Origin of the sequence: Pseudarthrobacter sp. CC12, from assembly GCF_039907755.1 — a bacterium.
GTDB lineage: Bacteria > Actinomycetota > Actinomycetes > Actinomycetales > Micrococcaceae > Arthrobacter > Arthrobacter niigatensis.
Window position 1 is genome coordinate 1 of record NZ_JARDJH010000058.1, and the last position, 13,997, is coordinate 13,997.

Below are 13,997 nucleotides of genomic sequence, written 5' to 3' on the forward strand. Positions count from 1 at the left end.
GTTGGCTGTGTGTGGTAACCACCAACCTAAGAGGTCTTCACCTATTCACGATGTAACCAACGTCCTGACTCAGTACAGCTAGCGGCGGCGGAACGCCGGGACTAACTCCGCCCGAATTGGCGTAACCCTGCCGCTGTGGCAAAATTAACCCTTGTGTCTGCTGGGTCCGCACCTGCCACAGGGGGTAGCGCGGCCAACAGCCCGACAACCGGCTCCCTCAACCCTTGAAGCAGCCGGGACTTTACTTCGGCGGTGAGCCCCCGGCCTGCTTTCCAGCAGCCTGACTTGCCCGCCGTGACCCAAAGTGAATGACCTGTGGCGTTCACCAGGAGTGCAATCATGCATATTCTCGATTCCCTCGACGCAGCCTCGCTGCGCAACGATGTTCCGCAGTTCCGCGCGGGCGACACCCTCAAGGTGCACGTGAACATCATCGAAGGCAAGAACACCCGTGTCCAGGTCTTCCAGGGCTTCGTCCTGGGCCGCCAGGGTGACGGCGTTCGCGAAACCTTCACGGTCCGCAAGGTTTCCTTCGGTGTCGGTGTGGAGCGTACCTTCCCGGTGCACTCCCCGATCATCGAAAAGATCGAGGTTGTCACCAAGGGTGACGTCCGCCGCGCCAAGCTGTACTACATGCGTGCGCTGCGCGGCAAGGCTGCCAAGATCAAGGAAAAGCGCGACTTCAGCACCGCAAAGTAAGTCTTCCGGACTTATTGCCAGCTGGAGCGCGGCCGTACCCGGCAAGCGCCGGAGCAATGCACCAGCGCCAGGATACGGACCATGCACCAGACAAAACGCCAGCCCCGCAGAATGGGCTGGCGTTTCGTCTTTCCGGCCCTGATCCTTGCCATCGCCATCAGCGGTTTGGTCAGGTCCTTGTGGCTCGATGTCTATTTCATTCCCTCGGAGTCCATGGAACCGCTCCTGGAAGGCGGCGACCGGATCCTTGTCTCCCGCACCGATTTCCAAACCGAACCCATCCGGCATGGCGACGTTGTCGTCTTCGACGGGCGCGGGAGCTTTGCGCCCCTGAACAGCGGCAAAGGCCCTTTGGTAGATGCCACTGCATCCGCGATGCAATGGGTCGGGCTGGCCGGCAGCGACACTACCTACGTCAAACGCGTGATCGGCCTTCCCGGTGACACCGTGGTCTGCTGTGATGCCGGAGGGAAAGTCACGGTCAACGGGACAGCACTGGATGAGCCCTATGTCTTCCCCGGGGATGCCCCGAGCACGCAGAAGTTCAATACGGTGGTTCCCGAGGGCAGGCTGTGGCTGATGGGGGACCACCGTTCTGTTTCCGCCGATTCACGCAGCCTGCTCGGTGCTCCGGGAGGCGGACTCGTTCCACTTGACCGGGTGATCGGCAGGCCGGTCCAGATCCTCTGGCCGCTTGATAGATTTGCCCCAGTAGCACGGCCGCCTGCACCGGGGCCCACAACAGAGAACGGACGGTAAATGCCCGAGAACCAAGCGCGGAACCCTGAACCGCGCCATGACGGCGCTTCCGAGGAACCGGCCGTTCCAGCTTCTTCTTCCGAGCCGGGCGAAGGCACTGGGCCGGAAGCTCCCGCCAGCAGGCGGAGTAGGTTGGGGTCCAAAGCCGCCGGCAAGTCCGCCGGGAATCCCTTCCTGGGCTGGCTGAAGGAAATTGCCACCGTGGTTGTCATCGCGGTGGTGCTGTCTTTCCTTATCAAGACCTTCCTCTTCCGCGCCTTCTTCATCCCGTCCGAATCAATGGTGAACACCCTGGACGTCGACGACAGGATTTTCGTCAACCTCCTGGTTCCCGAGCCCTTTGCCCTGAGCCGCGGCGACGTCGTCGTCTTCCGTGACACCAAGGGATGGTTGCCGCCGCCGGCCCCGGCCAAGGCACAGGGCCCCTTCACCTGGGTCCAGGACGGACTGACGTTCGTGGGGCTCCTGCCGGACAACTCTGAGCAGCACCTCGTCAAGCGGGTCATCGGACTGCCGGGCGACCACGTGGTCTGCTGCGACACCGGCGGTAAACTGACCATCAACGGCACTGCCATCGACGAGACGTACATCAACCCCGCCGAAGTCCCGCAGGTCCGCAACTTCGATGTCACCGTCCCGGAGGGCAAGGTGTGGGTGATGGGTGATAACCGGAACCACTCCGCAGACTCCCGCGCGCACATGGAGACCGACGGCGGATTCGTCGACCTCAAGGACCTCGAGGGCAAGGCTGCGGTGATTGCATGGCCGCTGAACAGGATCAAGACGCTGGACAACTACCCGGACGTCTTCAAGAGCGTTCCGGCGGCCCGCTGACCATGTCCTCCGCGGTACAGGCTTCCCCAGCCACCCCAGCGCGTCCGGCCCGCAAGGCTGCCGCCAGCGGAACCAAGGCGCCAACGCTGCGGCATGAGCGCACCTTCAAAGCCCAGGGAATCCGGTTCCTGGCCGGCGTTGACGAGGTGGGCCGGGGAGCGCTTGCAGGACCCGTGAGCGTGGGAATCGCCGTCGTGGATCTTGAGCGCCAAAAGCCGCTGGCCGGGGTGCGCGACAGCAAGCTGCTGAGCCCGGCCGAGCGGGAACGGCTCGATCCTCTGGTGCGGCGCTGGAGCGTGGCCTCCGCGGTGGGGCACGCCACCGCCGGGGAGATCGATTCGCTCGGCATCATCGCCGCCCTGCGGCTTGCCGGAACCCGTGCCTGGGGCAGCATCATCGCCGCGGGCGTTGTCCCGGAAGCTGTGCTGCTGGATGGAAGCCACAACTGGCTCTCACCTGCAGACCAGCTGTCCCTTTTCGACCAGCCCGTCGTGGAGGCCGCCTGCGAGGCCCCGGTGCATACCAAGGTCAAGGCCGACATGCAGTGCCTCAGCGTGGCCGCCGCGAGCGTCATCGCGAAGGTGGAGCGGGACCGGATGATGCGCCACCTGCACACCGAATACCCGGATTACGGCTGGGACATCAACAAGGGCTACGCCACGGCAGCCCACCGGTCCGTCCTCCGCGCAGCCGGGCCGACGCCCTACCACCGGGTGAGCTGGCGCCTCCTGGGCGGCGAACTCCAGGACGCAGCGGGTTCCAACGCGGACGCACCGGACGGGGACTGACACCGGCCTCCGGCGCCGGGGGCGCCGGAGATGGTGCAAGATGGAAGCATGAGTGCCGAAGATCTTGAGAACTATGAAACCGACATGGAGCTTCAGCTCTACCGTGAGTACCGCGACGTCGTCGGTTTGTTCAGCTACGTTGTCGAGACCGAGCGGCGTTTCTACCTGGCCAACCACGTGGACCTGCAGGCCCGCAGCGCCGACGGCGAGGTCTACTTCGACCTGACCCTCCAGGACGCCTGGGTCTGGGACGTCTACCGTTCCGCCCGCTTCGTGAAGAGCGTCAGGGTCCTGACCTTCAAGGACGTCAACGTCGAGGAGCTGCCCCGCAACGAGGAGCTCGCGCTGCCCAAGGATGTGGACCTGGGAAACTAGGCACCGGCTGCAGCCCAACTTTCCCTCCACACCGGCCCCTGTCCACATAGGACAGGGGCCGTCTGTTTTCGGCCTGCGTCCGCCGCCAGGCTGGTTGCGGAGGTGGACATGAAATCCAAAGACCTGTTGGGCCGGCGCGGCGAAGACCTCGCCGTGGGTTATCTCGAAGCGCTGGGCATGCTGGTGCTGGAGCGGAACTGGCGGTGCCCCGGGGGTGAGATCGACATCGTTGCCCTGGACGGTGATGCGCTGGTCATCGCCGAAGTCAAAACGCGCCGCTCCCTGGACTACGGCCACCCGTTCGAGGCGGTGGGCCCGGAAAAGCTTGCGCGGCTGCACCGGCTGGGTGCCGCATGGTGCCGTGACCGCGAGCTGCGGATGCCCCTGCGGCGCGTGGACGTCGTCGCGGTCCTGGACGACGGCGGCGGGGAACCCCTGGTGGAGCACCTCAAGGGGGTGGGGTGATGGCCTTGGGACGGACCTACTCAGTGGCCCTCGTGGGCCTGAACGGCTACATGGTTGAGGTTGAGGCGGACATCGGCCAGACCCTCCCGGCATTTGTCATCCTGGGATTGCCGGATGCGTCGCTGAACGAGGCCAAGGAGCGGATCCGGTCTGCGGCGAAGAACTCCGGGATTCCGCTCAGCCGCCGGAAGATCACCGCCAACCTCATTCCGGCCTCGCTGCCCAAGCGCGGATCCGGGTTCGACCTCGCCGTTACCATGGCCGTCCTGCGGGCCGCGAACGACATCAAGCCCACCGGGAACACCGTCTTCATCGCCGAGCTGGGGCTCGACGGCAGGCTCCGGCCGGTAAGGGGAATCCTGCCGGCGGTCATGGCAGCCGTGCGGGCCGGCTACCCCGAGGTCGTCGTGGCCCACGCCAACCTGGCCGAGGCCTCCCTTGTCCCGGGCGCGACGGTACGGGGCTACCGCACGCTGGCCAGGCTCGCCCTCGACTTTGGCGCCGATCCGCAGGAACTTGCCCTGGACTTCGAGCCTGACGATTCCGGGGAATCCGGTGACGGCGGGGCTCTTCCCGGCCCGTGTCCGGACATGGCGGACGTCTCCGGCCAGGGCGACGCCCGGCGGGCCCTGGAGGTCGCGGCTGCGGGTGCCCACCATCTGCTGCTCACCGGGCCGCCGGGGGCCGGAAAGACGATGCTGGCGGAACGGCTTCCGGGCCTGTTGCCCGACCTCGGCGACCATGAGTCGATGGAGGTCACCGCCATCCATTCGCTTTGCGGCCTGCCCTCCTCCACGGTGCGGCTCCTGAGGCGGCCGCCCTTCGAGAACCCGCACCACTCTGCAACCGCTGCAGCCATCATCGGCGGCGGGTCGGGGCTGCCCCGGCCGGGCGCGGCTTCCCGTGCGCACCGGGGCGTGCTCTTCCTTGACGAGGCACCGGAATACGAACGGCGGGTCCTGGATGCCCTGCGCCAGCCCCTGGAGAGCGGGGAATTGGTGATTCACCGCTCTGCCGGGACCGCGGCGTACCCGGCCCGCTTCCAGCTCGTGCTTGCGGCCAACCCGTGCCCGTGCGGCAAGGCCTCGGGCAAAGGGCTGGACTGTACCTGCACTCCCGCGATGCGCCGACGTTACCTCGCCAGGATGTCCGGGCCCCTGCTGGACCGGGTGGACATCCAGCTCCAGGTGGAGCGGGTGTCGTTGACGGATTTCGGTCAATCCGGTGCCGAAGAGGACACCGCGTCCGTGGCGAGCCGGGTCCGGGAGGCCCGGTCCCGGCAGGCGGAACGCCTTCAGCGCTTTGGCCTCGAGACGAACTCACAGGTGCCCGGACGGATCCTGCGCGGGGACCTGCGCCTCGCTTCCGCAGCAACGCGGATCCTGGACCAGTCGCTTGAGCGCGGAGTCCTGACTGCCCGCGGGTACGACCGCGTCCTTCGGCTCGCCTGGACCCTTGCGGACCTGGGGCGCCGCGACGCGCCCGATACCAACGACATCGGGCAGGCGCTGGGCCTCCGGCAGGCCACGGCGGCCGCGGCATGACAGCTGGCCAGGAACGGAACGGACTAATGGAACTGCGGGTGGAAAAGGAACGGGCCTTGGAAAAGACGCGGGACATGGAAACGGAACGGCTGGCGCGGGCCGCCCTCTCACGGCTGATGGAACCGCAGGATGCGGCGGGCCTGGCCCTGGTGCAGCTTGCTGGGGCGACCGAGGCACTGCGGATCGCCACAGGTCGGGTGGCGGCCGGCCCTGACCTGGAGCGCGACATCACGGCACTCCTGGCAGACAGCGGATCGGCCGGCAGCTGGGCCGGACTGGCAGCAGCTCTAAGGCGTTGGCAGCCGCGGATCCCCGACCTCGCCCCCGAACGCGACCTGGCCACCATGGCCAGGCTGGGCGGACGCGTCATCATTCCCGGCGATGAGCTGTGGCCTGCCCAGCTTGCGGACCTGGGAATCCAAGAACCCATCTGCCTGTGGTGGCGCGGGCAGGAACAGCCGCTGCCTGCACTGGAGAAGTCCATCGCCCTCGTGGGGTCCCGGGACAGCACCAGCTATGGGGCAGCGGTCACCGGAGACCTCGCCTACTCCCTGGCGCAGCGCGGCTATACGATTGTTTCCGGCGGCGCTTACGGAATTGACGCCCATGCGCACCGGGCTGCCCTTGCCGGCGGATCCGCAGCCGTGCCTACCATCGCTGTCATGGCCGGGGGAGTGGACAGGTTCTATCCTTCCGGAAACGAAGACCTGCTGCGGGCTGTCGCCAACCAGGGCGCAGTCCTGGCAGAGGTACCACCGGGATCCGCCCCGACCCGCTACCGCTTCCTGCAGCGGAACCGGCTGATAGCTGCCCTGTCCGCGGTGACAGTAGTGGTGGAAGCGCGCTGGCGGTCGGGCGCCCTCAACACGGCACACCACGCTGAGACGCTGGGCCGCGCCGTCGGCGCTGTCCCGGGGTCTGTCCACAGCGCCAACTCCGCCGGGTGCCACCGGCTTCTCCGGGACGGAGGGGCAGTCTGCGTCACCGATGCGGCGGAAGTGGCCGAGCTCGCCTCGCCGAGCGGAACAGGACTGCCGGAGCAACGGGCTTCAGAAGCGGCAGTCCAGGACGGGCTGACCCTGGAGGACCTGATCCTGCTGGATGCGCTGCCGCTTCGCTCCACCACGTCGGTGGAAAAGCTTTCGGTCGTGGCCGGACTGGGGCAGGATTCCGTCCGGGCAGGGCTTGGCAGGCTGGGGTTGCTGGGATTGGCCGTGGCGGAGCGGGGTGGCTGGAAACGCGGCAAAGGGTAACCGTGTCAGCACGCCGGGCAGCACACGCAGCTGGGAAAGTAGAGGAGTGGAACATGAACAACTGCCCGTGGAACTCGGGAAGGCAATGGACGCGTTCGCCGGCTATCTGTTGGGGGAGCGCGCAGTCTCGGAGCACACCAGGCGGGCTTACCTGGGCGATCTGCACAGCCTCCTCGCCCACGCGGCTTCGGAAGGCGTGGCAGGACTGAAGGACCTTGAACTGGGCACTTTCCGCCGCTGGCTTGGGACCCAGAGCTCAGCCGGCGCGTCCCGGGCCACCCTGGCGCGCCGTTCCGCCACGGCCCGGGTGTTCACGGCCTGGGCGCTCAGGGAAGAAGTCATCGACGTCGACCCCGCCCTTCGCCTGAAGGCACCTAAACGGGAAGGATCCCTTCCGGGCGTGCTGCAGGCCTCGCAGCTCACCCGCATCCTGGAGGGACTTGAGGCGCAGGCCGCGGACGGCGGACCGCTTGCCGTGAGGAACCGGGCCATGGTGGAACTCCTCTACGCCACGGGGATCCGGGTGGGGGAACTTGCCGGCCTCGACGTCGACGACCTTGACCCGGACCGCCGGACGCTCCGGGTGGTCGGCAAAGGCAACAAGGAACGCACCGTCCCTTTTGGGGTTCCGGCCGCCGTGGCCGTTGACGACTGGCTTCGCCGGGGGCGCCCGATCCTTGTAAAGGACGGCAGCGGACCCGCCCTTTTCCTCGGGGCGCGCGGTGGACGTGTTGACCAGCGCCAGGTCCGTGCCTTGGTCAACACCCTCTTCGAGGCGCTCGGGGACACTGCCGCTTCCGGGCCGCATGCGCTGCGGCACTCCGCCGCCACGCATCTGCTGGACGGGGGCGCGGATCTTCGGGCGGTGCAGGAGATCCTGGGCCACAGCAGCCTGGCCACCACCCAGATCTATACCCACGTCTCGGTGGACCGCCTTCGGAAGAGTTATCAGCAGGCGCATCCCAGGGCCTGAGCGGTGTGGCTAATCGCACTGGCGTAATTTTGCGGGGTGCGGCACAATAAGAGTCACGTCCGGCAACTTTCAAGTGCGGCTTGAAGCTCCCTGAGCTTCGCGCTGCACGGCAAGTCCGGACGCGGCTTTATTCGATACATCTAAATATGCACAAGGAACCACCACCGCAGAGCAGTGCACGGCAGTTTCATCCAGGCAGAGGTCGTTGGGGAAGACGTACCTATAGCTATGGAGGATGGAATGTCTGTTGCAATGACCCGCGGTGTGCTGTTCGTTCACTCGGCCCCTACGGCGCTGTGCCCCCACGTTGAGTGGGCGGTTGGCGCCGTCGTGGACAAGCGGACGGACCTTGAGTGGACCCCGCAGCCTGCCGCGCCCGGCATGTTCCGGGCCGAGTTGTCCTGGACCGGAAACCCCGGCACGGGAGCCAAACTGGCGTCCTGCCTCCGAGGCTGGGCGCACCTTCGCTATGAGGTCACGGAGGAGCCAAGCCAGGGCGTGGACGGCGGCCGATGGTCGCACACCCCGGAGCTGGGGATCTTCCATGCCGTCACGGACGTCCACGGCAACATCATGGTGTCCGAGGACCGGATCCGCTACGCGTACGAGTCCGGCGCCGGAGACCCGGCCGCCGTCTACCACGAGCTCTCCCTCGCCCTCGGGGAGGCCTGGGACGAGGAACTCGAACCGTTCCGCCACGCTGCCGAGGGCGCCCCGGTGCGCTGGCTCCACCAGGTGGGCTGACCGCCGTCGTCCGTCCCCGCGGTGGCCTGTCCCCCGCAACACTTCCATAGCAACAAAAAGGGAGGCCCCGCCTGTTGGCGGGGCCTCCCTTGGGTTTCCGGGCTGATTGCCCGGACATGGCTAGACGCTGCGGATGGCCACCACGGCGTTGTGTCCGCCGAAACCAAACGAGTTGCTCAGCGCCACGATGCTGCCGGCAGGCAGGTCACGGGCGGAGGTGACAACGTCGAGCGGGATCTCAGGATCCTGGTTCTCAAGGTTGATGGTCACCGGTGCCTTGCGCTCGTGGACGGCCAGCACGGTCAGGACCGCCTCGACCGCGCCGGAAGCACCCAGGAGGTGGCCCATCTGCGACTTGGTGGCTGAGACGGCCACGTTGTCCACGTGGGTGCCCAGCGCAGCGCGCAGGGCCGTGTACTCGGGCTTGTCGCCAACAGGGGTGGAGGTGGCATGCGCATTGACGTGCACCACGTCTTCAGCCTGGATGCGGCCGTCAAACATGGCAGCCTTGAGTGCACGGGTGGCACCGAGACCTTCGGGGTCCGGGGCGGTGATGTGGTAGGCGTCGGCGGTCACGGACGTGCCGGCCAGTTCAGCGTAGATGCGTGCGCCGCGGGCCAGGGCGTGCTCTTCGGCCTCCAGGACCAGGGCGCCGGCCCCTTCACCCATGACGAAGCCGTCACGTGCGGTGTCGTAGGGGCGGGAAGCGCCCTGGGGATCATCGTTCCGGCGGGAGAGCGCCTGCATGGACGCGAAGGCCGCCAGCGGCATGGGGTGGATGGCTGCTTCTGCCCCACCGCACATCACCACGTCCGCCTTGCCGGAGCGGATGAGTTCCAGGCCCAGGTGCATGGCTTCCGTACCGGAAGCGCAGGCGGAGACGGGTGTGTGCGCGCCGGCGCGGGCACCGAGGTCCAGGCTGACGGCCGCGGCAACACCGTTGGGCATCAGCATGGGCACTGTCATGGGCAGGACCCGGCGCGGGCCCTTTTCCTTCAGCGTGTCCCAGGCATCAAGAAGCGTCCAGACGCCACCGATGCCGGTGGCAAACGCGACAGCCAGCCGGTCCTGGTCGAATTCGGTGATGCCCGAATCGGCCCAGGCTTCGCGGGCGGCGATGACGCCGAACTGGGTGGACGGGTCCATCCGCTTTGCTTCGACACGGCTGAGAACGTCCAGCGCAGGGGTGCTGCAGCGTGCGGCGAAGTGGACGGGGAGCTCGTACTTGGCGACCCAGTCGTCCTCAAGGGTGCGGGCACCGGAGACCCCTTTGAGGGCGTTGTTCCACATCGTGGGTACATCGCCGCCGATGGGCGTGGTGGCACCCAGACCGGTAATGACTACTTTGCGCGTCATGGGATCACTCTTTCGTCGGTGGGGAATCCGCCTGCACCTGTCGCAGGGTCCCGCACATATTGATGATCGGCCAGTCCCGGTCGGGGTTCTGCGCCGGATAAAAACGGCGGGCTGCCGGTCCGGTCATTCCGGACCGGCAGCCCTGCCAAGCCGTGAGACGGCGAAAAGCCTGGTGTTAGGCCTGGGCTCCGGCGATGAAGCTGACGGCGTCGCCGACGGTCTTGAGGTTCTTGACCTCTTCGTCCGGGATGCGCACGCCGAACTTTTCCTCGGCGTTGACCACGATGGTCATCATGGAGATGGAGTCGATGTCCAGGTCCTCGGTGAAGGACTTGTCCAGCTCGACGGCCTCCGGGGCCAGGCCGGTTTCTTCATTGACGATTTCAGCCAAGCCGGCCAGGATCTCTTCGTTGCTAGCCATTGGTGGCTCCTTTTCTTGTATTGCCGGCAGGGGCTGCCGGAAACGGTCCGGGCCGCGGATGCGACCCTTGGGCGTATCTAGGGAAGGACAATTACCTGTGCGCCGAAGACCAGTCCGGCTCCGAAACCGATCTGCAGGGCCAGCCCGCCGCTCAGTCCGGGGTTCTCCTGAAGGAGCCGGTGGGTTGCCAGCGGGATGGAGGCAGCCGACGTGTTGCCGGCCTCGGCAATGTCCCGTGCCACTGTAACGGTCTCGGGCAGCTTCAGCTTCTTCACCATCTCGTCGATGATGCGCATGTTGGCCTGGTGCGGGATAAAGGCAACCAGGTCTTCAGCCTGGATGCCGGCGGCATCGAGTGCCTGCTGGGCAACCTTGGCCATTTCCCACACTGCCCATCGGAACACCGTCTGTCCGTCCTGGCGGAGGGTGGGGTACAGCTCCTGGGCTTCCTCCAGCAGCGCGAGGTCGCCCGTGGAGTCGGACTGCCGGGCTGCCAGGCCCAGGTCGCGGACGTCCAGCAGTGAGCGGGTCATGCCGATGGCATCCCACCTGCTGCCGTCCGAGCCCCACACGGACGGAGCGATGCCGGGGGTGTCGGAAGGACCCACGACGACGGCGCCGGCGCCGTCACCGAGGAGGAAGGAGATGGTGCGCTCCCGGTTGTCGATGACGTCGGACAGCTTCTCGGCGCCCACCACCAGCACATACTTAGCGGTGCCGGACCGGACCAGGGCATCGGCCTGGGCAATGCCGTAGCAGTAACCGGCGCAGGCCGCGGAGATATCGAAGGCGGGCGCGGGCGTGGCACCGATGCGGTCAGCCAGGCTGGCCGCGGCTGAGGGAGTGGCGTACGGGTGGGTGACCGTGGAGACAATGACAGCGCCGAGTTCCGAGGCTTCAATGCCTGCCTTGGCCATGGCTTCGCGGGCAGCGCCTTCGGCCATATCGATCACACTGACGTCGGCAGGAGCGCGGTGGCGGGTGACGATCCCGGTGCGCTGGCGGATCCACTCGTCCGAGGAATCGATCCACTGGCACACGTCCTCGTTGGTGACGATGACGTCCGGCCGGTAAGCGCCGAGGCCGAGGATGCGGGTGTGCTCCTGGATGGGAGCCTGTTTCAGCGTGGGAACGCTCATGCGTTGCCCTCCAGTTCTGCGAAGAGCGCCAGTGCGGCGGACAGGTCATCGGGGGTTTTGACAGCAACGGTCTTGACGCCGGGCATGCCGCGCTTGGCAAGGCCTGCCAGGGTACCGGCGGGCGCCAGTTCGATCAGGCCGGTGACGCCCCGCTTCACCATGGTTTCCATGCACAGGTCCCAGCGGACGGGGCGGGACACCTGGGCGATCAGGCTTTCGACGGCGGCGCCACCGTCGGTGACTTCGCCGCCGTCGTAATTCGACAGCAGGGGCACCTTGGGGGCCACCGGGTTCAACGTCGGCGCCAGCGCCTTGAGCGCATCAACAGCGGGCGACATGTGGCTGGTGTGGAATGCTCCGGCCACCTTGAGCGGAATAACCCGGGCCTTGGCGGGTGGGTTCTCGGCGAGGGCCTTCAACTGGTCGAAGGTGCCCGCCGCTACCGTCTGGCCGGCGCCGTTGACGTTGGCAGGGGAAGCCCCGGTCGCCTCGATGGCGGCCAGGACCTCGGCGGGGTTACCGCCCACCACAGCGCTCATGCCGGTGGGGGTGACGGCTGCCGCTGCCGCCATGCTGTTGGCACGCTCCCGCACGAACGTCATGGCTTCCGCTTCGGTCAGCACGCCGGCCAGGGCTGCTGCGGTGATCTCGCCTACCGAGTGGCCGGCAAGGATGACAGGAAGGGAATTGAGCTCCACATCGAAGAGGGAGGCCGCGGCCACAAGCCCGGCAGCAACGATCAGGGGCTGCGCCACGGCAGTGTCCTTGATGGTTTCCTCGTCGGAGGTGGTGCCATGGGCTATCAGGTCGATGCCTGCGATGTCACTCAGGGAGGCCAGCTGGCCTGCCACCGAGGGAAGTTCCAGCCAGGGGGCAAGAAAACCCGGGGTCTGTGAGCCCTGTCCAGGGCAGACTATTGCAAGCACGTAACCAGCTTTCCAAATTACTGTGTGATCCAGCGGTGTTTCTCCGCACCAAGCTCACGGGGTCAGATTGTAGGAAGTCTACAATGCCTCAGGCCTGGTTCCGGGACGGCTGGCGCTCCGTAGCGGCCTTCGGCGGCGCTGAAAGCCGGCCCACCACCAGTGCCGCCTGCAGCACGAAGGCCTCTCTTGGGAGCAACGGGTCCCACCCGGTGACGTCGCAGACCCGCTTCAACCGGTAGCGCACTGTGTTGGCGTGGACGAAGAGTTCCCGGGCGGTGGCCTCCAGTGAATGGCCCAGCTCCAGGTAGGTTCCCAGCGTTTCGACCAGGCCGTTGGAGGCAGCCAGGAGCGGCCGGTAGATGTTCTTCACCAGGGAACGCCGGGCGGCGTCATCCCCGGAAATCACCCGCTCGGGCAGCAGGTCGTCCGCGGCCACCGGACGCGGCGCTGACGGCCACGCCCGCGCCGCCGTCAGGCCGGCAAACGCGGACTGGGCAGAGCCGCTTGCCTCCAGCAGTGAACTGGCCTCGGGTCCGTAGACCACCGGCCCCGGGGCGAACATGTCGCTCAGCTTCACGTAAGCGGTTTCGCGGTCCTGCACCCCGCCAAGGATAAGGATCAGCCGGTCGCCCTGGATTCCCACCAGCGCGTCCTCGGCGTAACGGCCCGCCATCCGCCGTAGCTCGCTGACATAGCTGGCGCTTGGTTCCGACGGCGAATTACCCACCATCACCGTGAAGCGCTCCTGCGCCTTCCAGCCAAGGGCCGCGATGCGGGAGCGCAGGGCATCGGTGTTCTCGCCGCGCAGAATGGCATCCACAATCAAAGCTTCCAGCCGGGTGTCCCACGAGCCGCGGGACTCTGCGGCCCGCGCGTAGACGTCCGCGGCAGCGAAAGCGACTTCCCGCGAATAGCGCAGCACGGCCTCCCGCAGGGACGGCTGGTCGGCCTCGGGTGCAATGACGGGCACCTGGTCCTCCACCACCTCCACCACGATCCTGATCAGCTGCAACGCCTTCTGCAGGCTGATGGAACGGGTCAGCTCCGTAGGTGCCGTCCCGAAGACGTCGGTCAGGATCCACGACGGTGAGCTGGGCCGTTCGTACCAGGTGACAAAGGCGGCGATACCGTTCTGCGCCACCATGCCGAGAGCGGAACGCTCGTCCGCGCTGAGCCGGCTGTACCAGGGGAGGGACTGCTCAAGCTTGCGCATGGTGGTGGTGGACAGTTGGCCCACGTTGGCGCGGAGCTGCTTAAGGGTTTCGGACTTCTCCGGCGTGACCTTCGGCGGCGAGGGTTTCCGCTTCGAGGACTGGCTGGCTGGTGCTGGCATTCTCTGAGCATACGGCCACCGCCGCGCAAGCTCCATTTGTGCGAAGGCTACAACGCGCCTTGCCCTGCGTCACAGCGCCCGCCGCCCCACGGCTGGTCCGCCCGGGACAGAACGACGGCGGCCCTCACCTTGTGGGGTGAGGGCCGCCGTCGTGGTTCACTGCTGGATCCGTCCAGCCGGAAGGCTAGGCTTCGCCTCCGGCGTTGCCGGTGGTGCCGGCATTGACGTTGAGCAGCTTGTACTTCTCGATTGCCTTGACCGGGGCGTCAACATCCACCTCGCCGCGGCGTGCCAGCATTTCAAGGGCACGGACCACGATGGAGTGGGTGTCGTTTTTGAAGTAGCGGCGGGCTGCTGCGCGGGTGTCGGAGAAGCCGAAGCCGTCGGC

16 protein-coding genes are annotated in these 13,997 nt (G+C 66.8%); 10 read left to right on the forward strand and 6 right to left on the reverse strand.

The window, feature by feature from the left end:
- Positions 1-339: 339 nt before the first annotated feature.
- From rplS to PV772_RS22405, 10 genes are all read left to right on the forward strand, one after another.
- On the forward strand, positions 340-699 hold the full coding sequence (gene rplS / locus PV772_RS22360) for a 50S ribosomal protein L19 (protein WP_141160157.1): 360 nt from the start codon (positions 340-342) through the stop codon (positions 697-699).
- Positions 700-780: 81 nt separating this feature from the next.
- Positions 781-1,458, forward strand: coding sequence for a signal peptidase I (gene lepB / locus PV772_RS22365; RefSeq protein ID WP_141160158.1), 678 nt, complete (start codon positions 781-783; stop codon positions 1,456-1,458).
- Positions 1,459-2,292: a signal peptidase I gene (gene lepB, locus PV772_RS22370; RefSeq protein ID WP_347887626.1), complete on the forward strand. Its 834-nt coding sequence runs from the start codon at positions 1,459-1,461 to the stop codon at positions 2,290-2,292.
- Between the two features lie 2 nt (positions 2,293-2,294).
- On the forward strand, positions 2,295-3,080 hold the full coding sequence (locus PV772_RS22375; RefSeq protein ID WP_347887627.1) for a ribonuclease HII: 786 nt from the start codon (positions 2,295-2,297) through the stop codon (positions 3,078-3,080).
- 48 nt (positions 3,081-3,128) lie between these two features.
- Positions 3,129-3,455, forward strand: coding sequence for a DUF2469 domain-containing protein (locus PV772_RS22380; RefSeq protein ID WP_056335405.1), 327 nt, complete (start codon positions 3,129-3,131; stop codon positions 3,453-3,455).
- Between the two features lie 108 nt (positions 3,456-3,563).
- Positions 3,564-3,920, forward strand: a complete 357-nt coding sequence (locus tag PV772_RS22385; RefSeq protein WP_141181757.1) for a YraN family protein — start codon at positions 3,564-3,566, stop codon at positions 3,918-3,920.
- Positions 3,920-5,464, forward strand: coding sequence for a YifB family Mg chelatase-like AAA ATPase (locus PV772_RS22390; protein ID WP_347887628.1), 1,545 nt, complete (start codon positions 3,920-3,922; stop codon positions 5,462-5,464). Before PV772_RS22385 ends, PV772_RS22390 begins: the two co-directional genes overlap by 1 nt.
- A 74-nt stretch (positions 5,465-5,538) precedes the next feature.
- Complete coding sequence (gene dprA, locus PV772_RS22395; RefSeq protein WP_307357774.1) at positions 5,539-6,717, forward strand: DNA-processing protein DprA; 1,179 nt, start codon at positions 5,539-5,541, stop codon at positions 6,715-6,717.
- Between the two features lie 46 nt (positions 6,718-6,763).
- Positions 6,764-7,690, forward strand: a complete 927-nt coding sequence (locus PV772_RS22400; RefSeq protein WP_347887629.1) for a tyrosine recombinase XerC — start codon at positions 6,764-6,766, stop codon at positions 7,688-7,690.
- Positions 7,691-7,930: 240 nt separating this feature from the next.
- Complete coding sequence (locus tag PV772_RS22405) at positions 7,931-8,434, forward strand: DUF3145 domain-containing protein (protein ID WP_141160163.1); 504 nt, start codon at positions 7,931-7,933, stop codon at positions 8,432-8,434.
- 120 nt (positions 8,435-8,554) lie between these two features.
- Here the strand turns inward: PV772_RS22405 and PV772_RS22410 are convergent, their stop codons facing one another.
- The 6 genes from PV772_RS22410 to PV772_RS22435 form a co-directional block, all read right to left on the reverse strand.
- Positions 8,555-9,790, reverse strand: a complete 1,236-nt coding sequence (locus PV772_RS22410; RefSeq protein ID WP_141181755.1) for a beta-ketoacyl-[acyl-carrier-protein] synthase II — start codon at positions 9,788-9,790, stop codon at positions 8,555-8,557.
- Positions 9,791-9,965: 175 nt separating this feature from the next.
- A complete protein-coding gene (locus PV772_RS22415; protein WP_009359314.1) occupies positions 9,966-10,211 on the reverse strand; it encodes an acyl carrier protein in 246 nt (81 codons plus the stop codon).
- A gap of 77 nt (positions 10,212-10,288) precedes the next feature.
- Positions 10,289-11,350, reverse strand: coding sequence for a beta-ketoacyl-ACP synthase III (locus PV772_RS22420; RefSeq protein WP_141181754.1), 1,062 nt, complete (start codon positions 11,348-11,350; stop codon positions 10,289-10,291).
- Positions 11,347-12,276 carry an ACP S-malonyltransferase gene (locus tag PV772_RS22425; protein ID WP_347887630.1) on the reverse strand — a complete coding sequence of 310 codons (930 nt, stop codon included), beginning with the start codon at positions 12,274-12,276 and terminating at the stop codon, positions 11,347-11,349. Before PV772_RS22425 ends, PV772_RS22420 begins: the two co-directional genes overlap by 4 nt.
- Positions 12,277-12,364: 88 nt before the next feature.
- Positions 12,365-13,609, reverse strand: coding sequence for a helix-turn-helix domain-containing protein (locus tag PV772_RS22430; RefSeq protein WP_141160167.1), 1,245 nt, complete (start codon positions 13,607-13,609; stop codon positions 12,365-12,367).
- Positions 13,610-13,793: 184 nt separating this feature from the next.
- On the reverse strand, positions 13,794-13,997 hold a 204-nt coding region (locus tag PV772_RS22435; protein ID WP_347887631.1), incomplete at its 5' end, for a hypothetical protein.